We start from the raw sequence: 23,380 nt of genomic DNA, 5'->3' as shown, positions 1-23,380 counted from the left end.
CGTCCTGCTGCGCAGCCCCGCAGGCTCGCAGCAGGACGGGGGCCGAAATCGTAATCACGACACACACCCGCGTGCGGGGAGGCATCACCGCCTCGCACGCCCCGGGCAAGGAGGCCCAGAAGATGATGGACACACGTACACCGGCGCTGCCCCGAGCGCGCCGCCGACCAGGGAAGGCCGCCGTCACGCGCGCCTTCGCGCTCGCCGCAGCGGGCGCGATCGCCCTCACGATCGCGCCGCCCGCGAGCCCCGCGTTCGCCGAAGCGCCCGGCCCGATCGCCGAGTACCTCTTCACTCAGACCGCGGGCAGCTCCGTGGCCGACCTCGCCGCCCCCGCCAGCGCCGGCGACACGACCGCCGCGACTGTCGAGAACGCCGACGACGCTCTCTGGACCGGCACCTCGCTGCGCTTCTCGGGCGGGGCGAAGAACGGCTCCGGCAACTGGGTGCGTCTGCCCGAGAACCTGCTCGCCGGCCAGACGTCTGCGACCGTCACCACCGAGGTGAAGATCGACGCCGCGATGAAGCGCGACTACAACTTCCTCTGGAACTTCGGCAACGACCAGAGCACACAGTACTTCTTCGCGACAGTGAAGGACGCCCCGCGCACCGCCATCACGGCCTCGTCGAACCCCGGCGAGACGAACGCCCGCGCCGCGACGAACCTCGACGCCGACCGCTGGTACTCGCTGACGAGCGTGCTCGACGGCGCCGCGGGCACCCTCTCGTTCTACGTCGACGGCGCCCTCGCCGGCACCACGAGCACCGCGCTCACGCCGGCGTCGATCGCCGATCAGTCGCTCAACACGATCGGCCGCTCGCCGTGGCCCGACCCGCTCTTCGCGGGCGAGGTCGCCGCGTTCCGCGTCTACGACCGCGCGCTCGATGCTTCGGAGGTCGAGGCGGCGAACCTCGCCGATGCGACCATCAACGAAACGCAGATCGCCGCCCGCGCCGAGGCCCTGCTCGATGGGCTCGAACTGCCCGCGGGCGATGTCGCGCGCGACCGCGTCGGCCTGCCCACCGCCGGCGGCACCGTCACCTGGGAGTCGAGCAACCCCGACGTCGTCGCCGTCGACGGCACCGTGACCCAGCCCGCCCGCGGCGAAGACCCGGTCGACGTCGAGCTCACTGCCACCGCGTCCATGCGCGGTATCACCGCGACCCGCACCACGACCGTGCACGTGCTGCCCTCCGAACTCACCGATCAGGAGCGCCTGCAGCAGATCGCCGACCGCTACGTCGTACCGCAGCTGCTCGCCGACGGCGCAGCCCTCCCCGCGGCCCCGGCGGGCCTCGCGCTCACCGTAACCGGCACGACCGGCGCCGAGTACACGGACGGCGTGCTGCGCCGTACCGACGGCAGCGATGCACCCGTGACCGTCACCGTGCAGCTCGCCGCCGAGAACGACGCGTCGCTCACGGTCGAGAAGAGCTTCACGATCGACCTGCGCCCCGTCGCCGAGACCTCCGAGCTGCTCGCGTACCATCGCACTCCGACCTCCGAGCAGACCGCGAACAATGCCGATATCGCGCTCAGCATGCATCTCGCGCTGAACGATGCCGAGACCGGGGCGTGGGCGCCGCTGAACGAGAACTACGGCGTCTTCTTCGCGAAGACCTCGGAGGAGGTGCCCGAGACCGGGCCCGACCACGCCATCATGCGCAGCCTGAAGGATCCGTCGGTGTTCCAGCTCGCCGACGGCAGCTACGCCGTCATCGCCACCCGCCTCGCTCGTGGCGGCGGAGCCGACGGCACCGAGACCACGAGCGCGCTCATCGCGACCACGAACGACCTGCGCGAGTACACCGAGGTCGGCCTGCTGCAGCTCGACGAGACCGACGGCGTCACCCGCCCCACGGCCGTCTACGACACCGCCGCCGAGACCTACCGCGTCTCGTGGACCACCGCCTCGGGCGCTGAGCGGCACCAGGACGTCGCCGACATCGTCGCCGCGGCCACCGCGGGGGTCGCCGACGGCGCCTCGGCCGCCGGCCGCACCACCGGCACCACCGTCATCGCGGTCGACGCCGAAGCCGGCATCGACGACTTCGCCGGCGGCACCCAGCTCACCGTCACGGCCGAGGCCGCCGCCGCGCTCGAGCAGCGCTACGGACGCCTCGTGAACACCGGCGTCGCCCCGTTCGACGACGTCGCCGTTGAAGCCGGCGAGACCGACGCCGCGACGCTGGCCGCGACGCTGCCCGCATCGGCCGAACTCGCCTACTCCGACGGTTCGACCCGATCGCTGCCGGTCAACGGCTGGAACCTCGACGGCGTCGATCTCACGACCCCCGGCACGTACGAGGCCACCAGCACCATCAAGCAGACCTCGTACGCGACCCCGTTCGCCGATGAGCGCGCCGACCCCTCGGTCTACCGCTTCGACTACAACGGCGAGGACCGCTACCTGATGATCGCCACCAACGACATCTACGGCGACAACATCCACCAGCAGGGCGCGGCGTTCATGCCGATCCGCATCGCCGATACCATCGCAGGGCTCTCGGACGAGGCGGGCGGCGCAGAGATCCACCTGCTCGACCGCGGCGACGCCGACGCCAACGGCAACATCATGACCGGGTGCTTCTGGGCGCCCGAGTTCCATGAGATCGACGGCAAGCTCTCGATCCTCTTCATGCCCTGCTACGGCAACGGCCCCGACATGATGACCGGCCGTGCGTCGATCATGCAGCTCGGCCAGACCGAGACCGGCGAGCATCTCGACCCGGCAGACCCCGTCAACTGGTCGCTGCCCGAGCCCGTGGTGCGCGCCGACGGCTCCGCTCTCAACGCCGTGTCGGGCATCTCGCTCGACATGACGTACTTCACCGACGCCGCAGGCCAGGCCTACTACGCCTGGCAGCAGGTGTGCGTGACGTTCATCGCGAAGGTCGACCCCGCGCAGCCCGCAGTGCTCACCAGCGAACCCGTGCGCATCATCGCGCCCGAGTACGGGTGGGACAACACCTGCGCCGAGGGGCCGAACGTGCACGAGCGCGACGGCAAGCTCTACATGATCTACTCGGGCTCGAGCGTCGGCGACACCTACACGACGGGCCTCGCGATCGCCGATGCGAGCGGCAGCGATCTCACCGACCCGGCCTCGTGGCAGAAGCTCAACGCTCCGCTGCAGAAGTCGGGCCTGTTCGAGGGGGAGTGGCAGCTCGGCACCGGCCACGGCATGTGGTCGGAAGATGAAGACGGCAACCTCATCTACGTCTTCCACGCCCGCACCGACCACAACGGCCTCTCGGGGCGCGACATGTTCGTGCGCCGCGTGCACTTCGACATCGAAGGCATGCCCGTGCTCGACATGGAGGCGGCCGAAGAGGTCGCGAACCCGGCGGTGACGCTGCGCGTCGTCGTGGGCGAGGCGGGGGCCGGCGATTCGGGCGCCAACGGTGCCGGTGCCGGGGCTGATGGCGCCTCGGCCGATGCCGGTGCCGGTGGTTCTGGAGCCGATGGCGCCGGTGCGAACGGTGCCGCGGCTTCGGGGAGTTCGGGTGCCGATGGCGCCGGATCCGGAGCGAACGGCGCCGGTGCCGCCGGTGCTGCCGATGGCCAGTCGCCGACCGGTGGCGACCTCGCGCGCACCGGTCAGAACGGCATCGGATGGGCCTTCGGCGCAGCGCTCGCGCTCGCCCTCGCAGGGGCGGCAGTGCTCACGCGCCGGCGCCGTGCGGCCCAGGGCCAGTAGTGGATTGCGCTATCGTCTGATGGCATAGGCCGGGTACGCCCGGCCCCCAATGGAGGGGTCGGAGCGTGCCCGGCGAACGGAAGGTGGTGGAGATGACCTACCCGGCGACAACCGGCGCTGGCCGCGCCAACATCTACGATGTGGCGAAGCTCGCGGGAGTCTCGCACATGACCGTGTCGCGGGTGCTCAACGGGCACCCGAACATTCGGGACACGACGCGCAAGAAGGTCGACGACGCGATCGCCGAGCTCGGCTACCAGCGCAGCGCGACCGCACGGGCGCTCGCCATGCGCCGCGCGATGCGACTCGGCGTGCTCGTCGACAACCCCGTCGAGTTCGGCCCGAACAGCATGCTGCACGCCTTCGAGGCGGCCGCCCACGACGCCGGCTACACCGTCGGCTCGTTCACCACGAGCGACGAGGGCAGCCTCAGCATGGAGGCCGCGCTGCAGGGCCTCCTCTCGCAAGACATCGACGGCCTGTGCGTCATCGCACCGCGGGAGTCGTCGCTCGAGACGCTGCGCGCCCAGCAGGTCTCCGTGCCGAAGATCATGCTCATGCCGGCGGCCGTGCCCGACGCGGTGACAGCGTCCGTCGACCAGTACGCGGGCGCGGTGCTCGCCGTCTCGCACTTGATCGAGCTCGGGCACACGCGCATCGCGCACCTCGGCGGCCCCTCAGACTGGTTCGATGCGCGCGAGCGCGACCGGGCCTGGCGCGAGACCCTCGCGGCCGCCGGCCACGCTCCCGAGGTCTACGGCGAGGGCGACTGGACGGCCGACTACGGCTACCGCTTCGCCCAGGAGCTCGACGTCGACAGCTGCACCGCGATCTTCGTCGCGAACGACCAGATGGCGCTCGGCGTCATCCACGGGCTCGCCGACCGCGGCGTCTCGGTGCCGGGGGAGATGAGCATCGTCGGCTTCGACGACGTGCCCGACTCGAGCCACTACCTGCCGCCGCTCACCACGATCAGGCAGGACTTCGTCGCGCTCGGGCAGCTCGCCGTGCAACTGCTCGTCGAGGCGATCGACGGCGGCACGAACGCGACCAGCACGCACATCAGCCCGCAGCTCGTGGTGCGCCGATCGGCGACCGCTCCCCGCGCCTGACGCTGCCCATGAACTGAACTCTGCCGCGCCCATATTTCGGCTCTCACCCATATCTCGGATGAAAACCCCGGTTCTGCTCCGAACGACGGGTGAGAGCCGAAATTCGGGTGCGCGGGGGTCGCAGGGCTCGGGGATTCCAGTCTGATCCGGGCCGAATCGAGGCGCTCGCGCACCGGGCTCAATGTTCGCGGTAACAGATTGGTAACGAAAGGTAGCAGGCCTTGTCAATCCCAATTGTGAGCGCGCACAATTGGTGAGAACGGCCGAACTATAGGGGAGCGGCCCGTGAACGGCGGAGTCGCCGGGACACCCCACCGAATCTCGAAGAGGAGAAACACATGGCACTGAAGAAGCGCATGCTCGGCATGGCCGGCATGATCATGGCGGGCGCGATGACGTTCGGCCTCGCAGCCTGCTCGGGCGGCGGGGACTCGGCATCGGGCGACTCGGGCGCGAGCGGCGAGACCGTTACCGTCGGCTTCGTCGCGGTCGGCCCCGAGGGCGGCTGGCGCGAGGCGAACGAGAAGAACATCCGCGACACCTTCACCGAGGAGGAGGGCTTCAACCTCAAGTACGCGCCCGCCACGAACCTCGACCAGAAGTCGCAGATCGATGCGTTCACCTCGTTCGTCGATGAGGGCGTCGACGTCATCCTGCTGTCGGCCACCGAGGCCACCGGCTGGGAGGATCCGCTCGAGCGCGCGCAGGAGGCCGAGATCCCCGTGCTGCTGCTCGACCGCGGCATCGAGCCCGACAACACCGACCTCTACGTCACCCGCATCGCCCCCGACAACGCGACCGTCGCCGAGGCCGTCGGCGACTGGGCCGTCGCCGAGTTTCCCGAGGGCGCCAACTACATCGTGCTCGAGGGCCCCGCAGGCGTCGGCGTCGTGAACGAGCGCAACAAGGGCTGGGACGCGGCCGTCGAGGGGTCGAGCCTGAACAAGGTCGCCGCGCAGACCGCGAACTGGTCGACCAGCGAGGGCAAGAGCGTCACCGAGACCCTGCTGAAGTCGAACAACAACGACGTGCAGCTCATCTTCGCGCAGAACGACGAGATGGGTCTCGGCGCCGTGCAGGCCGTCGAAGAGGCCGGCCTCACGCCGGGCGAGGACGTGAAGATCGCGACCATCGACGGCACCAAGCCCGCGCTCGAGGCGCTCGCCGCCGGCAAGCTCAGCTTCGTGCACGAGTACAACCCGCTGTTCGGCGAGACCGCCATCGACGCCGTGCGCAAGACGCTCGACGGCGAGAAGGTCGACTCGTACATCATGGTGCCGAGCGAGGCGTTCGACTCGCCCGAGGCCGCCCAGGCCGTGCTGGCCGACCGCCAGTACTGAGCCCCGGCCCACCGCCGCTCCCCGGGGCGGGCGCCCAGCGCCCGCCCCACCGGGTCGACCTTCCGCCCCGGCCCCACTCTCGCTCTCTCACGCTGAAGGGGTGCATCTGCAATGCCCGCACTCGACACGCCCACCGTTCACATGCACGGCATCACGGTGGAGTTTCCCGGAGTCAAAGCCCTCGACGAGGTCTCGCTGAGACTCTTCCCGGGCGAAGTCCACGCCCTCATGGGCGAGAACGGCGCCGGCAAGTCGACGCTCATCAAAGCGCTCACGGGCGTCTACAAGATCACCTCCGGCACCATCGAGGTCGAGGGGCGCGAGCAGCGCTTCGACGGCACCGCCGATGCGCAGAGCGCCGGCATCGCGACCGTTTACCAGGAGGTCAACCTCGTCACGAACCTCAGCATCGGCGAGAACGTCATGCTCGGGCACGAGGTGCGCGGCCCCTTCGGCATCAACTGGAAGGCCACCCATTCGGCCGCCCGCCAGAAGCTCGAACGGTTCGGTCTCGGCCACCTCGACACCCGCAAGCAGCTCTCCACCCTCTCGATCGCGCTGCAGCAGCTCGTCGCCATCTGCCGCGCCATGGTCATCGACGCCCGCGTGCTCATCCTCGACGAGCCCACCTCGAGCCTCGACGCCAACGAGGTCGAACAGCTCTTCGCCGTCATGCGGCAGCTGCGCGAATCGGGCGTCGCCATCCTCTTCGTCTCGCACTTCCTCGACCAGATCTACGAGATCAGCGACCGCATGACCGTGCTGCGCAACGGCGAGTTCGTGGGCGAGCACCTCACGAGCGAGCTCGACCGGCACGCCCTCATCGCCGAGATGATCGGCAAAGACCTGAACGCGCTCGCCGAGCTCGGCGGCAACCGCCGCAGCGCCGCGCGCGACCATGCGAGCGAAGCGCCGCTCGTACAGGCGAAGGGGCTCGGCCGCCGCGGCGCGCTCGCCCCCACCGACCTCGACATCTACCCGGGCGAGGTCGTCGGCGTCGCCGGCCTCCTCGGCTCGGGCCGCACCGAGCTCGCGCGCCTGCTCTACGGCGCCGACCGCCCCGACGCCGGCACCCTCGAGAAGCAGGGCAAGAAGGTCGACCTGCGCACCCCGGCGGCAGGGCTCGCGAAGCGCATCGCCTACTCGACCGAGAACCGCCGCGACGAGGGCATCGTCGGCGAGCTCACGGTGCGCGAGAACCTCATCCTCGGCCTCCAGGCCCGGCGCGGCTGGGCCCGGCCCATCCGCCGCAAGGAGCAGGACGAGCTCGTCGCCAAGTACATCGAGCAGCTGGGCGTGCGCCCGGCCGACCCCGAGCGCCTCATCAAGAACCTGTCGGGCGGCAACCAGCAGAAGGTGCTGCTCGGCCGTTGGCTCGCCACCGACCCCGAGCTGCTCATCCTCGACGAGCCCACCCGCGGCATCGACGTCGGTGCGAAGGCCGAGATCCAGGAGGCCGTCGCCGAGCTCGCCGAGGGCGGCGTCTCGGTCGTCTTCATCTCGTCCGAACTCACCGAGGTCGTGCGTCTGAGCGAACGCATCGTCGTGCTGAAAGACCACGCGAAGGTCGGCGAGCTCGCCGGCGGCGCAGGCGTCACCCCGCAGCACATCGTCGACATCATCGCGTCGGAGTCGGTCGACCCCGACGCGCACCCCGAACTCGAAACCGCCGGGGTCACCGGCGACGCCACCGCAACGCGAGAGGAGACGCGATGACCAGCCGCACCGCGAACGACGGTCTCATGAAGCGCCTCGTGCGCTCCCCGCTCTTCTGGGGCGCCGCGGCCATCGTGCTGCTGCTCGCCCTCAACCTGCTGAAAGACCCGGCCTACCTCGCCATCTCGGTCAACCCGACGAACGGGCACCTCGTCGGCAACCTCATCGACATCCTGCGCGCGAGCGCACCCATCCTCATGATCTCGATCGGCATGGCCCTCGTCATCGCGACCGCCGGCATCGACCTCTCCGTCGGCTCGGTCATGGCCGTCGCGGGCGCCGTCTCGATGGAGTTCCTGAAGAGCGCGGGCCCCACCCCCGGAGCCGCCTTCACCGCCATCGTGCTCACCCTCGCGATCAGCGCCGCGATGGGCGCGATCAACGGCATCCTCGTCTCGGTCATCGGGCTGCAGCCGTTCATCAGCACCCTGATCCTCATGCTCGCGGGCCGCGGCCTCGCCAAGGTCATCACCGGTGGCCAGAACACGACCGCCACCAACGACACCTTCAAATGGATGGCCAACGGCTACGTCTTCGGCACCCCCGTCGTCTTCATCCTCGCGATCCTCATCGTCGTCGCCGTCGGCCTCATCGTGCGCCGCAGCGCCCTCGGCCTGATGGTCGAATCGATCGGCATCAACCCGAAGGCGAGCCGCATGGCGGGCGTGCGCCCCCGCGGCATCCTCATGACGGTCTACATCGCGAGCGGCCTGCTCGCCGGCATCGCCGGCATGTTCTCCGTCGCGACCGTGATGACCGTCGACGTGTCGCGCACCGGCTACCAGCTCGAGATGGACGCGATCCTCGCAGTCGTCATCGGCGGCACCTCGCTCATGGGCGGCAAGTTCTCGCTCACCGGCGCCACTGTCGGTGCACTGCTCATCGCGACGCTCAACAAGACCATCCTCTTCCTCGGCGTCTCGTCGTCGGCGACGCCCGCCTTCAAAGCCGTCGTCATCCTCGTGCTGTGCCTGCTGCAGTCGGAGCGCGTGCGCACCTGGTTCATTCGCAGACGCACGGGCGGCGCTCCGCCGACGAAGCTGCCGCAGACGGCCATGATCAAGCTCGACGCCGAGCGCAAGGGAGCAATGGTATGACTCTCACCCGAACCGCCGCACGCCCGCAGGGCGACGCGCAGACCCAGACCCCCGGCACGATCGTGCAGCTGTGGCAGAAGCTCACCCGGGCCGCCACCACCAACCTCGCGATCTTCCCGACCATCGCCGCCATCGTGCTGTGCCTCGCGCTGCTCATCTTCGGCGAAGTCGCCTACGGCCGCATCTTCCAGTTCAGCACGCTGTCGAACCTGCTCATCAACAACGCCCACCTCATCATCCTCGCGGTCGCCCTCACCTTCGTGATCATCACCGGCGGCATCGATCTCTCGGTCGGCGCGATCGTAGCGCTGTCGAGCGTCGCCGGCGTCATGCTCGCGAAGGCCGGCTGGCCGCCCCTCGTCGTCATCGTCGTGATGATCGGCATCGGCAGCGTGCTCGGCCTCGTCTCGGGCATCCTCATCCGCTACTTCAACGTGCAGCCGTTCATCGCGACGCTCGCGATGATGTTCCTCGGCCGCGGCCTCGCGTCGCTCCTGAGCACCGAGCCCGAGCGGGTGCCCGACTCGGCGACCGCGCTCACCTGGCTCAACACGCAGTGGAAGGTGATCGACGGCCCCAAGGTCAACGACCTCGTCATCACCCCCGGCGTCGTCATCGCGCTGCTCATCGTCGCCGTCGCCTGGTTCGTGCTGCACCGCACCCGCACCGGCCGCACCGTGTACGCCATCGGCGGGTCGGCCCCGTCGGCGAAGCTCATGGGCCTGCCCGTCGAGCGCACCACGCTGCTCGTCTACGTCATCAGCGGCACCCTCGCCGGCGTCGCCGCCCTCGTCTACACGGCCCGCCTCGGCACCGCGCAGAACATCACCGGCATCGGCTGGGAGCTCGACGCGATCGCGGCCGCGGTCATCGGCGGCACGCTGCTCACCGGCGGCTTCGGCTACGTGCTCGGATCGGTCGTCGGAGCCCTCGTGCTCGGCCTCATGACCGTGCTCATCACCCGCGACGGCGGCATCCGCCCCGAGATGACCACCATCATCACCGGCGGCATCCTGCTCGCCTTCGTGCTGCTGCAGCGCCTCGTCACCCGATCCAAGGAGTAGCACTGTGACCAGCCCCCAGAGCACCGCAGCCCCTGCCGCCTCCGCCTTCGCCCCCGAGATCGAGGCCGCCATCGCGGCCGCGCGCGAAGACGTCGCGCGCCTGCACGGCGAGCTCACGCGCAACGGCCTCGTCGTGTGGACGGGCGGCAACGTGTCGGGCCGCGTGCCCGGCGCCGACCTCTTCGTCATCAAACCCTCGGGCGTCTCGTACGACGACCTCGCCCCCGAGAACATGATCCTCTGCACCCTCGACGGCGAGCCCGTACCCGGGGCCCCCGGCTCCGAGCGCAGCCCCTCGAGCGACACCGCCGCGCACGCATACGTCTACCGGCATATGCCCGAGGTCGGCGGAGTCGTGCACACCCACTCGACCTACGCCGTCGGCTGGGCGGCGCGCGGCGAGGAGATCCCGTGCGTCATCACGGCCATGGCCGACGAGTTCGGCGGGCCCATTCCGATCGGCCCCTTCGCCATCATCGGCGACGACTCGATCGGCCGCGGCATCGTCGAGACCCTCACCGGCCACCGCTCGCGCGCCGTGCTCATGCAGAACCACGGCCCCTTCACCATCGGGGTCTCGGCCGCAGACGCCGTCAAGGCCGCCGTGATGGTCGAAGACGTCGCCCGCACCGTGCACCACGCGCGCCTCGCCGGCCCCCTCGTGCCCATCGAACAGCAGTACATCGACCGCCTCTACGACCGCTACCAGAACGTGTACGGCCAGTCGGGCGACGAGCGGCGATGACGGGCATGTCTCACCAGGGATCATCGAGCGAGCCCGCCGCCGACTCGGCCGCGTCGGTGATCTCGGCCGGCCGCGCCGCGCTCGGCATCGAGCTCGGTTCGACCCGGATCAAGGCCTGCCTCATCGACCCCGCGACCCACGCGGTGCTCGCCACCGGCGCGCACGACTGGGAGAACCGCCTCGAAGACGGGCTGTGGACGTACGCGCTGGAGGACGTCTGGGGCGGCATCGCCGATGCTTACGCGAGCCTCGCGCGGGCCGTGCAGACGGAGCACGGCGTCGCCCTCGCTCGCGTCGCCTCGTTCGGCGTCAGCGCCATGATGCACGGCTACCTCGCCTTCGACGCCGCGGGCGAGCCGCTCGTGCCGTTCCGCACCTGGCGCAACACCAATACCGGGCCCGCAGCCTCGCGGCTCACCGAACTGCTCGACCGCAACATCCCGCTGCGCTGGTCGGTCGCCCACCTCGGCCAGGCCATGCTCGACCGCGAGCCCCACACCGCCGACGTGAGCTTCCTCACGACCCTCGCGGGCTACGTGCACTGGCAGCTCACCGGCGAGCGCGTGCTCGGCGTCGGCGACGCCGCAGGCATGTTCCCGATCGACTCGGCCGCATGCGACTGGGATGCGCCGCGCCTCGCCGCGTTTGCCGAGTTCGCGGCCGAGACCGGCCACCCGCACCTCGCGGGCCTCGGCGCCCATATGCCGCGCGTGCTCGCCGCGGGCGCCGACGCCGGCACGCTCACCGAGGCCGGCAGCCTGCTGCTCGACCCGACCGGCGGCCTCGCCGCCGGCGCCCCCGCCGCACCGCCCGAGGGCGACGCCGGCACCGGCATGGTCGCGACGAACGCCGTCGCGCGCCGCAGCGGCAACATCAGCGTCGGCACGAGCGTCTTCGCGATGGTCGTGCTCGAGCACGAGCTCGAAGCGATTCACCCCGACCTCGACCTCGTCACCACCCCCGCGGGCGACGCCGTGGCCATGGTGCACTGCAACAACGGCGCGAGCGAGCTCTCGGCATGGGCGCGGCTCTTCGCCCAGTTCGCCGACGCGCTCGGCGTCGGCGCGGACGGCGGCACGGGTGCCGGCGTCGACAGCGACCGCGTCTTCGCCGCGCTGCTCGGCGCCGCCGAGACCGGCCCCGCCGACGCCGGGGGAGTGCTCGCCTACAACCAGCTCTCGGGCGAGCCCATCGCCGGCCTCGACACCGGGGCGCCGCTCGTCACCCGTGCGCCCGACGCCGACTTCACGCTCGCCTCGTTCATGCGCGCGCAGGTCTACAGCGTTTTCGGCACCCTCAGCCTCGGCATGCGCGCCCTCGACGCCGAGCGCGTCGAGATCGACCGCATGGTCGCCCACGGCGGCGTCTTCAAGACGGCGGGCGTGGTGCAGCAGCTGCTCGCCGACGCGCTCGGCACCTCCGTGACTGTCGCAGGCACCGCCTCGGAGGGCGGCGCCTGGGGCATGGCGGTGCTCGCCGCCTACCGCGCGCACGCTGCTGCCGATGCCCTCGCGGCGACGTCGCTCGCCGACTACCTCGAGGCCCGCGTCTTCGCCGGGCTCCCGCAGACGACGCTCGACCCCGACCCCGCGGGCGCCGCGGGCTACCGCGGCTTCCTCGCGCGCTACGAAGCGGGCCTCGCCGCTCCGCGCGCGGCCGAGGCCGCACGGCGCGTCGCCGATTCCCCCGAACCACCCGAATCACCCACCGCACCACCGCACGCCCCCGACGCCGGGAAGACCCTCGGCGCCGGCCCCCGAAAGGATGCAGCATGAACCGCACCCCGCCCACGACCCCGCTCACCACCTCGTTCGATGCCCGCGAGGTGTGGTTCGTCACCGGCAGCCAGCTGCTCTACGGCGAGGAGACGCTGCGCCAGGTCGCCGAGCAGTCGCAGCAGGTCGTCGACGGCCTCTCGGGGCTGCCCGTGCAGGTCGTGTGGAAGCCGGTGCTCACCGATCGCGACGCGATCCTGCGCCTCATGCTCGAGGCCAACGCCGATGACCGCGTCGTCGGCGTCATTGCCTGGATGCACACCTTCAGCCCCGCCAAGATGTGGATCCGCGGGCTCGACGCCCTGCAGAAGCCGCTGCTGCACCTGCACACCCAGGCGAACGTCGAGCTGCCGTGGAACGACATCGACTTCGACTTCATGAACCTCAACCAGGCCGCGCACGGCGACCGCGAGTTCGGGTACATCCAGACCCGCCTCGGCGTGCCCCGCACCACCGTCTCGGGCCACGTCAGCGACGAACGCGTGCTCGCCCGCGTCGAGACCTGGCAGCGCGCCGCCGCCGGCCTCGCCGAGGCCCGCTCGCTGAAGCTCGCACGCTTCGGCGACAACATGCGCGGCGTCGCCGTGACCGAGGGCGACAAGACCGAGGCCGAGCGCATCTTTGGCGTGCAGGTGAACACCTGGGGGGTGAACGAGCTCGCCGCGGCAGTCGCCGCAGCCTCCGACGCCGAGATCGACGCCCTCGTCGCCCAATACGTCGAGCTCTACGACGTCGCCGACGAGCTGAAGCCGGGCGCCGAACGCCACCAGTCGCTGCGCGACGCCGCCGCCATCGAGGTCGGGCTGCGCGGCTTCCTCGAAGCGGGCGGCTTCGGCGCCTTCACCACCAACTTCGAAGACCTCGGCGACCTCAAGCAGCTGCCCGGCCTCGCCGTGCAGCGGCTGCAGGCCGAGGGCTACGGCTTCGGCGCCGAGGGCGACTGGAAGACCGCGCTGCTCACCCGCGTCGGCAATGTGATGAGCGCCGGTCTTCCCGGCGGCGTGAGCCTCATGGAGGATTACACCTACGACCTCACCCCCGGCAACGAGCTCATCCTCGGCGCCCACATGCTCGAGGTGTCGCCGAGCCTCACCACGGCGAAGCCGCGTCTCGAGATCCATCCGCTCGGCATCGGCGGCAAGGACGACCCGGTGCGTCTCGTCTTCACCGCCGACCCCGGGCCCGCCGTCGTCGTGTCGCTCGCCGACGTGCGCGACCGTTTCAGGCTCGTCGCGAACGTCGTCGAGAACGTGACCTCGCCCGACCTGCCGAAGCTGCCCGTCGGCCGTGCCGTCTGGCGCCCCGCGCCCGACTTCGCGACCTCGTCGGAGTGCTGGCTCGCCGCCGGCGGCGCGCACCACACCGCTATGCTCACCGCCGTCGGTATCGAAGCGGTCGCCGAGTTCGCACGCCTCGCCGAGGTCGAGCTGCTCGTCATCGACGGCGAGACGACGACCCGCGGATTCGAGCGCGAACTGCGCTGGAACCAGGCCTACCACAAGCTCGCCCAGGGCTTCTGACCCGCCGGCGCCCCGATCCGCCGACTGTTCGCACCGCCGACCGCTTGACCTGCTGACCGCCACACCAGAAAGGCCTCGACGATGAGCCCACGTCATTCGACCATGCCCCGAGCGCGCGGGCGCGCCTTCGGGCTGACCCTCGCCTGCGCCCTCGCACTGCCGTTCGGCGTGGTGGCGGCCCCGGCGGCCTTCGCCGCCGACGCGCCGCAGCCGACCGCGCACTACGACATGTCGGTCGCGGGCGGCGCGCTCGTCGACGTGTCCGGCAACGGCCGCGATGCGGCGCTCTCGGGCATCGACGAGACGAGCGTCATCGCCGCGGGCGACGATGCGGTGCTGCGCATGCGGGGCGACGGCTACGCGACCCTGCCGTCGGGTGCCATCACCGGCGACGACAACGAGTTCACCGTCGAGATGACGGTGTCGGGCACCGCCGCCCAGAACCAGTTCGGCTGGGTTATCGGCGACGGCGTCGGCCCGTGGAACACGACGCGTCTTGGCAACCACGTCTTCGTGAACCCCGTCAGTTCGCAAGGCGGCTACAACGGCGAGGCGCTCGCCGGCATCCGCGTCAAGACCGGCGACGGCAACGGCGAGACCCGCCTGCCCGCGGGCGGCGGCCCCGCCGCGGGCTTCAGCACCCTCACCCTCGTCGGCTCGGGCGACACGCTCACCCTCTACCGCGATGGCGAACAGATCTCGACCGTGCAGCACGGCGCGAGCCTCGCCCAGATCATCCCGAGCGGCGACGTGCTCGGCTACCTCGGCCGCTCCCTCTACGAGGGCGACGCGCTGCTGCGCTCCGACGTCACCGACCTCAAGCTGTGGGATGCGGCGCTCACTCCCGACGAGGTCGTCGCCGCCCAGCCGACCGCCGCCGAGAAAACCGCCAGCTCCGAGGCGCTCATGCGCCACGACCTCGCGACCCTCGTGCTCGGTCAGAACCCGTCGCTCGACCGCGTCACCACCGACCTGACGCTCCCCGCCCAGGTCAACGGCGTCCCGCTCACGTGGAGCACCTCGCACCCCGACATCGTCTCGAACACGGGCGCGGTCGAACGCTTGGCGATCCTCACGGACACCGTCGTCACCCTCACCGCGACCCCCGAGAGCGCAGCGCCCGTCGCCCTCGATGCGACCGTGCTCGCGCCGCGCGTCACCAGCGACCTCGACGCCATCGCGCTGCAGCCCCGCACCGGCGAGCACCTGCCGCTCGCCACCGTCGGCGCGGTCGAAGGCGCGACCATCACCTGGGAGTCGTCGGACCCGGCGCTCGTCACCCCCACCGACCCCGACTACGCGGCGCCCGCCGTGGGCTCGGCAGACCCCTACGCGGGCGGCGGCATCGTCACCCGGCCCGCATACGGGGCGGGGGATCGCGAGGTCGTGCTCACCGCCACCGCCGTGCTCGGCGCGCAGACCGACACCCGCAGCTACACCGTGACCATCGCCGAGCTCGGGCGCACCGCCCCTGACGCCGGCTACGCGAGCGCCTACTTCAAGTCGGACAGCGACGAGCGCATCTACGCGGCCGCCACGACCGGCAACGACTTCTTCACCTTCACCGAGGTGAACGACGGGCAGCCCGTCGTCGACAACTCCGCCGACACCACCGGGCACCGCGACCCCTACATTCTGCGCTCGCACGACGGCGACAAGTACTACATGATCGCCACCGACCTCTGCATCGGCTGCGGCACCGGCTGGGGCCCCGCCCAGAGCGAGGGCAGCCTCAAGATGAACGTGTGGGAGTCGACCGACCTCGTCACCTGGACCCGCACCAACGGCGACGAGAACGGCGGCATCGTCGTCAACCAGCCGAAGGCCGGCATGACCTGGGCGCCCGAAGCGAACTGGGACGACGAACTGCAGTCGTACGTCGTGTTCTTCGCGTCGCGCCTCTACGACGACGAGGCCCACACCGGCGGTCAGCTGCACGCGCGCATGTTCACCGTGCTCACCCGCGACTTCGTCACCTTCACCGAACCGGAGGAATGGCAGAACACCGGCTACGCCCGCATCGACTCGACCGTGCAGAAGATCGGCGACACCTACTATCGCTTCACCAAGAACGAAGACGGCGGCGGGGCCGACGGCCTCGAGCGCGGCAAGGACATCTTCCTCGAGAAGTCGCAGGTGCTCACCGCGCCCACGACGGCATCAGACTGGAACGGCGACCCCGCCTCGACCTGGCAGCTCACCGACACCGCCATGACTACCCCGATCACCGGGCACGCCGGCGAAGGCCCCGAGATCATCCGTCTCAACGCGGGCGACCCGAGCAACCCGTCGGGCGACGGCTACGTCTTCCTCGTCGACAACTACAGCGCCGGCGGCTACCGCGCCTTCGTCACCACCGGAGACGCGATCGCCTCGAGCACCGAGACCGACCGCGTCTCGCAGCGCGCCGACTGGGTCGCCCACGACGGCGGCCTGCCGAAGAGCCCCCGCCACGGCGCCTTCGTGAGCGTCACGCAGCAGGTGCTCGACGCCATGCACGGGTGGCGCGCGGTCGAGGCCGTCGCGTCGACCGCGACGAGCGCCGTCGACGGCCGCACCGTCACCACGACGGTCACCGCCGACGACGGGGGAGACGTGGCCGGCACCGTGACGTTCACGGCGGCTGGTGCCGGTGCTGCGCTCGCCGCCGATGGCGCGTGGAGCGAGACCGTCGCGCTCACGGGCGGCGCCGCCTCGGTCGAAGCGCCCGCGGGCATCACCGAGGTCGTCGCGAGCTACGACGGCTATCGCGACGGTCTCGTCGCGCCGTCGACCGCCGATGCCGTGCAGCTCGATGGCGACGGAGGTACTGCCGGAGCCGGTGCAGGGGGCGCCGGTTCCGGTGGGGCCGGGGGAGCAGCCGGTGCCGCGGGTGCGCATGCCGATGCCGGTGCCGCGGGTGGCGGCGCCGACACGGGCGCGACCGGTGCTGCAGGCGCCTCGGACGCCTCGGGCACTGCGGGCACTGCGGGCACTGCGGCCGGGCACGAGCCCGGGCTCGCGAGCACTGGGTCCGGGGCGCTCGGCGCGCTGCTCGGCCTCGGCGGGCTGCTCGTCGCTGCGGGCGCCGTGCTCGCGGCCCGCACGCGGCGGCGCCGACGCGCGTAGCGGGCGCTGAATGCACGTGACGCACTGACCCGGGCCGAGATCCCATCGAGGGGCGAGAGATTGCGCTGATCCCTGTCGGATCGCCCGATCTCTCGCCCCTCGAGGCGCATTCTCGGCGGGCATGGCGCCAGATCGTGCACGCTGCGACTGAAATGCGCAAAGAAACCCAAACGGCGTCCAAGTTTCGTAGGGTCTCCCTGGAACATTCACAGAAATTCTTGGGGGAGATGCAATGAAGCAACCGGGAGCGCGCGTGCGCCCGCGACCGAAACGAGTACTGGTGTCGGGTGCGGCATCGCTGACGGTCGGGGCGCTCCTGTGCCTCGGCGCGGCGCTGCCGGCGACTGCCATGCCGGGCGAGACGGCGTCGGCATCGGCCGAATTCGTGTCGGTGAGCGGCGTCGAGCTCGGCGGGGCAGAGTTCGCGGCGGCGCGAGCCGCAGCCCCGGGTACGCCGAGCGACCAGGCGCAGTTCGACCACGCGGCGTTCGCAGCGCTGACCGACCGGGTCGCGCTGCACGAGGGGTCGTGGGGCGGCGTGCCGCTGGTCTACGACGCATCGACCGGGCACGGGCTGCTCGACATCGGGCAGAACAGCATCTCAGGGATCGCCGAGGCCTCGGACCGCGACCCGAGCATTGCGCTCAGCGGCGCCGTCGGGGGCGGCCCCGACGCGACCGGCGGCGGCACGACCACCGTGAACCTCGCGTCGGCCTTCGACTCGCTCGGCGTCACCCCGGTGACCCGCCACCTGCTCAGCCAGATCGACCTGCAGATCGGCGAGCTCTCGAGCCTCGCCGCGAAAGACGCGTATGCAGCGGCGAGCAGCGCCTACGGCATCGACGGCATGACCCTCGAACTCACGAGCCCGGCGCTCACCGGTCTGCCGGTGCTCGTCGACGGATCGATGCAGGCCGCGAGCGCGCTCGTCGCCGAGGCGATCGAGCTCGTCGCGCCCGGCGGCGTCGTGAACCTGCCGGCGGGCACGATCCCGAACATCCCCGTGCAGAGCGTCGGCACCGTCGAGCCGGGCGCCGCATCCCTGCAGGTGACCGCGCCGAACTTCGACACCGTCGTCGCCGACGTCATGGCCGCGACCGGCGGGGTCGTCGTCAGCGATGACGGGCTCGCCGTCGTCGACATCGCGACCGGCGAGATCTCGCTCGACCTGAGCGTGCTCTTCGGCGGCAGTCTCGAAGGCCTCGCCCCGAACACCGTCGTCTTCACCGAGGCGAACATGGCCGCGATCTCGGCCGCGGTCGCGAACGCGCTCGGCAAGACGACGCCGATGTTCGCCGACGGGGTGGTCGCCGCGATCCACGCGACGCCGATCGCGCTGAGCGCCGATATCGCGCTGCGCGCGGATACTCCGCTGACGCCCGCGCTCAACGGCAACATCGTCGCAGCGGGCACGCTGACCGGCTCGGGAAGCCTGGACGCCTTCGCCGACGGCACGAGTGCGTTCGCATCGAATGTTGCGACGGTGCCCGGCGCCTGCAGCGGCTTCAACTGCATCATCGTCAGCGGCCTGGTCTACAGCCTGAACGCCGCCGTGCCGACCGTGCTGCCGCCGCTCGTGCAGGGCGTGGTCGCGCCGCTCATGGAGCAGCTCGTCGACGTCGAAGCGCAGATCATCGCCGAGGTCGATGCGGTCGTCGCCGAACTCTACCTCGACATCACGAGCGCCTTCGACGGGCTCATGCCGAGCCTCGCATCGGTCGTCATCAACGAGCAGACGGAGCCGGCCGGCCCGGGCGACTCGTTCACGGTGCGCGCCGTCGGCATCACGATGCTGCCGACCTTCCACCACTCGACCCTGACGCACATCGGGCTCGCCTCGTCTGCGGTGCGCATGGTGCCGTCGCCGACCGTCGCGATCGCCGAACCCGAAGTCGACCCGAGCGGCACCGTCTCCATTTCGGGCAGCGGGTGGAACCCGGCCGGCTCGCCGGTCGCGCTGACCTTCACCGATGCCGACGGCGTCACGGTCGGCGCCCCCTTCGAGACGCTCGTCGACGCGGACGGCAGCATCGCCGCGACCTGGACGGTGCCTGAGGGTATCGCCGATGCGGAGCTCACGCTGACGGCGGGGCAGGACGGCCTCGAGCGCGTCGCCGCCGTCACGGTGCGCGCGGCGGTCGTGCCGCCGAAGCCGGTCGACCCGACGAAGCCCGACGGCAAGACGCCGGGCAAGACGCCCGCCTCGAAGTCGGCGCTGCCGCAGACCGGCAGCGCGACCCTCGCGCCGATCGGCGTCGGAGCAGCGCTGCTTATCGCGGCGGGCGCCGTGCTCGCGGCCCGTACGCTGCGCCGCCGCGTGTAGCGGGTGCCGAGCGCCCGGGCCGCACTGGCCCGGGCGCGACCCCGTCGAGGGGGGAGGGGGGGANNCCCCCCCCCCCCCCCCCCCCCCCCCCCCCCCCCGACCCCGTCGAGGGGCGAGAGGTCGAGCTGATCCCTGTCGGATCGCCCGATCTCTCGCCCCTCGAGGCCTTTCAGCACACTTCGATGTCGGGGCCCCGGCACTGAGAGGTCGCAGCTCAGTGGGCGCCGGCGCGCCAGAACCCCTCGACCCATGCGCCCCCTCGCATGTGGCCGCGCACCCAGACTGCGCCGGCCTGCGGAGCGTTCGAGCCTTCGGCCGGTGCAGCAACCGATCTGCTCGGGGCCGCTATCGAGATGGTCGTCGACGGACCGCCGCCGCTAAGCATCGTGATCTCGCGCAATGCGTGCTCCTGCTGCTCGGGCGAAAACGCGCGAGCCATGTGGGTGATCTCGGAGTCGGGAATGCCTGCAGCGCGCGCGACCTCCGGCCAGCTGCGCACCGCGTCGAGCACCTCGCCGAGGGCGCGACCGGCATCGCTCGCGGAGAGCGAATAGACGCTTCGCGACTCGGTGAGGTGCCTGATATCCCGTCGCCGCGGGTCGTCCTTCGGCGAGATCGCGCGAGACGTGACCGCCCCGACGCTGCGCGACGGGTTGATGTCGAACGCCGGGCTCAACCCCCAGCGACCCCGGTCGCGCAAGAAGCCATGGTTTTTCCAATGGTCATCGACGTTGTTGATGAGCACGGTCAGGGCGATCCGCTTGAAGAGATCGCGCAGCTGCCGTCGGTCGCCGCCCGAGAGATGGTCGACGGTGTCGGCAAGATCCTCATAAGTGGTGCTGTCGTGACCGTGCTCGGCGAGGCCCATCGCGGTGCGAGCGGAGATGAAACCGATGCGGCCGCCGTTCTCCCGGCGATCGAACCTGTCCACGACGAGAGTCGAGCTGCCCCCGCTGCTGCGCAGGAGCCTCCCCGATTGCACCGAGATCCCGGCTCGCTGAGCGAGTTCGATGGCCGCGAATTCCCAGGCCTCGCCGTCGCGGCCGTGGTCGCGCTCCGACGGAAGCTTGAGCATCTTGAGCTTCCCGCCGACCATCGCTGCGACCTTCGGACGTGCACCACCGGCCGAAGTGCCCGGGGCGCCGAGAAGTTCGAGATCCGCCTCATCGGCCTCGTGCTCCTCGAAACGGGCCGCCGCGTTCGTAAACGCGTCGAGTCCGTGATCTTCGAGCCGCGGCACCGGTGCGTCGGCCACCCACTCTCCGCCTCCGGCGGGTTGGAAGCGTATCGCCCCCAGTCGTGCCGCATCGCCGGAGAACGACAGGTAGTCGAATTCGCCGATCGTACTCGGTGCTCCGAGACCCGCAGCACGGTCGTTCGACAGCTTCGCGTCGATGACCATACGGCCCCAGTCATCGGGGGTCAGGTCTTGGAACGCGAGGAACAGGCTGCGGTCGGCGCCGGTGCGAATCGTGCCCTGCGCGAACTCGAGATCGGGGGAGAGCGGGTACGCATCGACGGAGTCGACATAGCCCTGCTCGTATCGGAACCAGCTGCCGCCGATCTGCCGCCCGCCGAGAAACGAGGCGCCGAGCTCGCCCGCTCGCATCGTGCGACCGTCGAGCTCGACGTACACGGAGAGCGAATCGTGGAGCTTCATCTCGCGCCTGCTTGCTCCAGCGCGAGCGCGCGCCCGGCATCGGTGCTGAGCGGGTCGGCCGCCGCAACGAGCGTGTCGATGATTCCGAGGGCCGACGCCACTGCCAGCACGGAGTCGAGCTGCGTCGTACCCGACCCCTGCTCGATCGCCCGCAGCGTATCGCGGGAGACGTGCGCCCGCCTCGCGAGCTCTGACGCGCTGAGCCCGTGGAGCTTGCGCCAATCATGCAGATGCCTGCCGAATGCCTCGAGCGACCGCTTTCGGGCCGGGGAAGTGCGTTGAACCACGATCGACCTCCGAACACCTGACTGCTGCAAGTGTCAGTTTACCATCGAATTGACATGTGCAGAGGTCAGATGTTCATCACCGCACGAGGCGCGCGATCGCGTCAGACGCCTCCTTGAGCTTCGCCGCCGCCACCTCGCCGCCCTCGCCCGCGGCCTCGGCGACGCAGTGCCGCAGGTGGTCGTCGAGCAGCTCGAGGGCCGCCCGCTCCAGCGCCTTCGTCGCCGCGGAGACCTGCGTGATGATGTCGATGCAGTACGCATCCTCCTCGATCATGCGGTGCACGCCGCGCACCTGGCCCTCGGCGCGACGCAGCCGCTTGAGCAGCTGATCCTTGTGCTCGATGTAGCCGTGCTCGTGAGCGTGAGCCTCGGGGGTCCCGGCAGCATCGAGGTGCTCGCCGGCGGGAGTCGCGTCGTCCATGCGATGCACTCTACCCCGCCCGGCCACCGCGCGAACGCAGCAGCTGCACCGCGCCCCCGGCGGTGATCACGAGCACCGCGAGCCAGATCGCCCCGTACATCACGAACTCGCCCGCCGAGATGCGCTCGCCGTTGAGCAGCGACGCCACCATGAGCAGCGCCGGCTCGAGATAGCTGAGCAGCCCGAAGAGGCTGAGCGACAGCAGCTTGGACGCCGTGAGGTAGAGGATGAGCGCCAGACCGGTCGTGAGGCCGTACAGCGGGCCGAGCCACCACAGCAGCGGATTCTCGCTCAGCGCGGGCGTCGCCACGATCTCGCGTACGACGAAGAAGAGCAGCGCCGGCAGCACGATCACGAGGTCCCAGAACATGCCGCCCAGATGCCCCGTGCCGAGCTGGCGCCGCAGCACGAAGTAGATCGGGTACCCGACGCACACCACGAGCGTCTCCCACGAGACCCCGCCGACGCGGAACAGCTCGAAGACCACGCCCACGGCCGCGATGCCGGCGGCGGCCCACTGCCACCACGTGAGGCGATCCCTGTAGAGCAGCCGCCCCACGACGATGAGCGTGAGCGGCAGCAGGAAGTAGCCCAGCGCCACTTGCAGGCCGCGGCCGTGCAGGGGCGCCCAGCCGAAGATCCACAGCTGCAGCGCCAGAAGCAGCGCCGACGCGATCAACGGGAGGATGATGAGCGGCCGCGCCAGAATGCGATGCCAGATGCCCACGATGAGTTCGCGCTGCCGCCCCGCGAGCAGCACGAGCAGCACGAGCGGAATCGTGAGCAGGCACCGGATCGCCCACAGGCCTTCCGCGCTCGTCGGGACGAGCATCGGGGTGATGAAGAAGACGCCGGCGAAGATGACCGACGAGCCGACCGCTGCGAGGACTCCTCGCGCGCCGGCCGCGAGCGAGCCCTGCACTCCTTAGAGGTCGATCGCGCCGATGATCTCGCCGTACGGTGTCTCGCCCGACGGCTTGAATCCCATGTGCAGGAAGAACTCCTCGGGGCCCTCTTCGCCGCGCTCCCACAGCACCGTCAGGCGGCCGACACCGCGGCGGCGGGCCTCTTCGATGAGCGCGTTCACCGCGAAGGTGCCGACGCCCATGCCCTGGGCCTCGGCGTCGACGTTGATGCGCCAGAGCGCCGCCCGGAACTCCTCCTGCGGAGCGTCGGGGTCGAAGTTGCCGTGCACGAACGCGACCACGCGGTCGTCGTTCAGCACCACGCGCTGCCAGGCCGAGTGCGCCGGAGTCACCGCTGCGGCCGCTGCGTACGACACCGGGGTGATGAACTGCTCCTGGCCCGGCTTCAGACCCAGCTGATTCACTGCGACGATCGTCGCGGCCGACAGTTCTTCGAGACGCAGAGTATTCATAGAGCAAGGCTATCGGGTGGGGTCGGATGTGCAAGTGCGATGTCGGGGCATGACGGCATCTCACAGGTGACCGGCCGGTTGCGGGGGCGGCGCGGGTCGGCGCTCGATGCCGCGCCGACCCGCCTGATCGACG

16 protein-coding genes are annotated in these 23,380 nt (G+C 70.6%); 11 read left to right on the top strand and 5 right to left on the bottom strand.

Annotated elements, in window-relative coordinates:
• Nucleotides 1–122 precede the first annotated feature (122 nt).
• The 11 genes from ACUYTF_RS02630 (at nucleotide 123) to ACUYTF_RS02580 (ending at nucleotide 19,501) form a co-directional block, all read left to right on the top strand.
• Complete coding sequence (locus ACUYTF_RS02630) at nucleotides 123–3,701, top strand: family 43 glycosylhydrolase (RefSeq protein WP_434140914.1); 3,579 nt, start codon at nucleotides 123–125, stop codon at nucleotides 3,699–3,701.
• Between the two features lie 92 nt (nucleotides 3,702–3,793).
• Nucleotides 3,794–4,813 carry a substrate-binding domain-containing protein gene (locus tag ACUYTF_RS02625; protein ID WP_434140915.1) on the top strand — a complete coding sequence of 340 codons (1,020 nt, stop codon included), beginning with the start codon at nucleotides 3,794–3,796 and terminating at the stop codon, nucleotides 4,811–4,813.
• Nucleotides 4,814–5,151: 338 nt separating this feature from the next.
• Nucleotides 5,152–6,153: an ABC transporter substrate-binding protein gene (locus tag ACUYTF_RS02620; protein WP_434140917.1), complete on the top strand. Its 1,002-nt coding sequence runs from the start codon at nucleotides 5,152–5,154 to the stop codon at nucleotides 6,151–6,153.
• 111 nt (nucleotides 6,154–6,264) lie between these two features.
• The gene (locus ACUYTF_RS02615) at nucleotides 6,265–7,869 is read left to right on the top strand and encodes a sugar ABC transporter ATP-binding protein (RefSeq protein ID WP_449279305.1); all 1,605 of its coding nucleotides are present in this window, start codon (nucleotides 6,265–6,267) and stop codon (nucleotides 7,867–7,869) included.
• The gene (locus ACUYTF_RS02610) at nucleotides 7,866–8,966 is read left to right on the top strand and encodes an ABC transporter permease (protein WP_449279304.1); all 1,101 of its coding nucleotides are present in this window, start codon (nucleotides 7,866–7,868) and stop codon (nucleotides 8,964–8,966) included. The genes ACUYTF_RS02615 and ACUYTF_RS02610 overlap by 4 nt, the downstream gene beginning before the upstream one ends.
• Nucleotides 8,963–10,030 (top strand): ABC transporter permease, encoded by a 1,068-nt coding sequence (locus ACUYTF_RS02605; protein ID WP_449279303.1) that lies wholly within the window; start codon nucleotides 8,963–8,965, stop codon nucleotides 10,028–10,030. The genes ACUYTF_RS02610 and ACUYTF_RS02605 overlap by 4 nt, the downstream gene beginning before the upstream one ends.
• A gap of 4 nt (nucleotides 10,031–10,034) precedes the next feature.
• The gene (locus ACUYTF_RS02600) at nucleotides 10,035–10,775 is read left to right on the top strand and encodes an L-ribulose-5-phosphate 4-epimerase (RefSeq protein WP_434140924.1); all 741 of its coding nucleotides are present in this window, start codon (nucleotides 10,035–10,037) and stop codon (nucleotides 10,773–10,775) included.
• 5 nt (nucleotides 10,776–10,780) lie between these two features.
• Entirely contained in the window at nucleotides 10,781–12,550 is a 1,770-nt protein-coding gene (locus ACUYTF_RS02595; RefSeq protein ID WP_449279586.1) for an FGGY-family carbohydrate kinase, read from the top strand.
• Nucleotides 12,547–14,070, top strand: a complete 1,524-nt coding sequence (gene araA / locus ACUYTF_RS02590; protein ID WP_449279302.1) for an L-arabinose isomerase — start codon at nucleotides 12,547–12,549, stop codon at nucleotides 14,068–14,070. The genes ACUYTF_RS02595 and araA overlap by 4 nt, the downstream gene beginning before the upstream one ends.
• An 81-nt stretch (nucleotides 14,071–14,151) precedes the next feature.
• On the top strand, nucleotides 14,152–17,178 hold the full coding sequence (locus tag ACUYTF_RS02585) for an immunoglobulin-like domain-containing protein (protein WP_449279301.1): 3,027 nt from the start codon (nucleotides 14,152–14,154) through the stop codon (nucleotides 17,176–17,178).
• 232 nt (nucleotides 17,179–17,410) lie between these two features.
• Nucleotides 17,411–19,501, top strand: a complete 2,091-nt coding sequence (locus ACUYTF_RS02580; RefSeq protein ID WP_449279300.1) for a choice-of-anchor G family protein — start codon at nucleotides 17,411–17,413, stop codon at nucleotides 19,499–19,501.
• A 214-nt stretch (nucleotides 19,502–19,715) separates the two neighbouring features.
• Here the strand turns inward: ACUYTF_RS02580 and ACUYTF_RS02575 are convergent, their stop codons facing one another.
• The 5 genes from ACUYTF_RS02575 to ACUYTF_RS02555 all read right to left on the bottom strand — a co-directional run bounded on the left by ACUYTF_RS02575 (nucleotide 19,716) and on the right by ACUYTF_RS02555 (nucleotide 23,247).
• The gene (locus ACUYTF_RS02575; RefSeq protein ID WP_449279299.1) at nucleotides 19,716–21,161 is read right to left on the bottom strand and encodes a type II toxin-antitoxin system HipA family toxin; all 1,446 of its coding nucleotides are present in this window, start codon (nucleotides 21,159–21,161) and stop codon (nucleotides 19,716–19,718) included.
• Complete coding sequence (locus tag ACUYTF_RS02570; protein WP_434140930.1) at nucleotides 21,158–21,448, bottom strand: helix-turn-helix domain-containing protein; 291 nt, start codon at nucleotides 21,446–21,448, stop codon at nucleotides 21,158–21,160. Before ACUYTF_RS02570 ends, ACUYTF_RS02575 begins: the two co-directional genes overlap by 4 nt.
• Nucleotides 21,449–21,524: 76 nt before the next feature.
• Complete coding sequence (locus ACUYTF_RS02565) at nucleotides 21,525–21,869, bottom strand: metal-sensitive transcriptional regulator (RefSeq protein ID WP_434140931.1); 345 nt, start codon at nucleotides 21,867–21,869, stop codon at nucleotides 21,525–21,527.
• A gap of 10 nt (nucleotides 21,870–21,879) precedes the next feature.
• The gene (gene rarD / locus ACUYTF_RS02560) at nucleotides 21,880–22,791 is read right to left on the bottom strand and encodes an EamA family transporter RarD (RefSeq protein WP_449279298.1); all 912 of its coding nucleotides are present in this window, start codon (nucleotides 22,789–22,791) and stop codon (nucleotides 21,880–21,882) included.
• A gap of 3 nt (nucleotides 22,792–22,794) precedes the next feature.
• Entirely contained in the window at nucleotides 22,795–23,247 is a 453-nt protein-coding gene (locus ACUYTF_RS02555; RefSeq protein WP_434140933.1) for a GNAT family N-acetyltransferase, read from the bottom strand.
• Nucleotides 23,248–23,380: the final 133 nt, after the last annotated feature.

This window comes from Leucobacter sp. GX0328 (genome assembly GCF_053567315.1).
The sequence above is the reverse complement of the archived record's forward strand: the minus strand, read 5'-3'. Positions and strand labels throughout refer to the sequence as shown.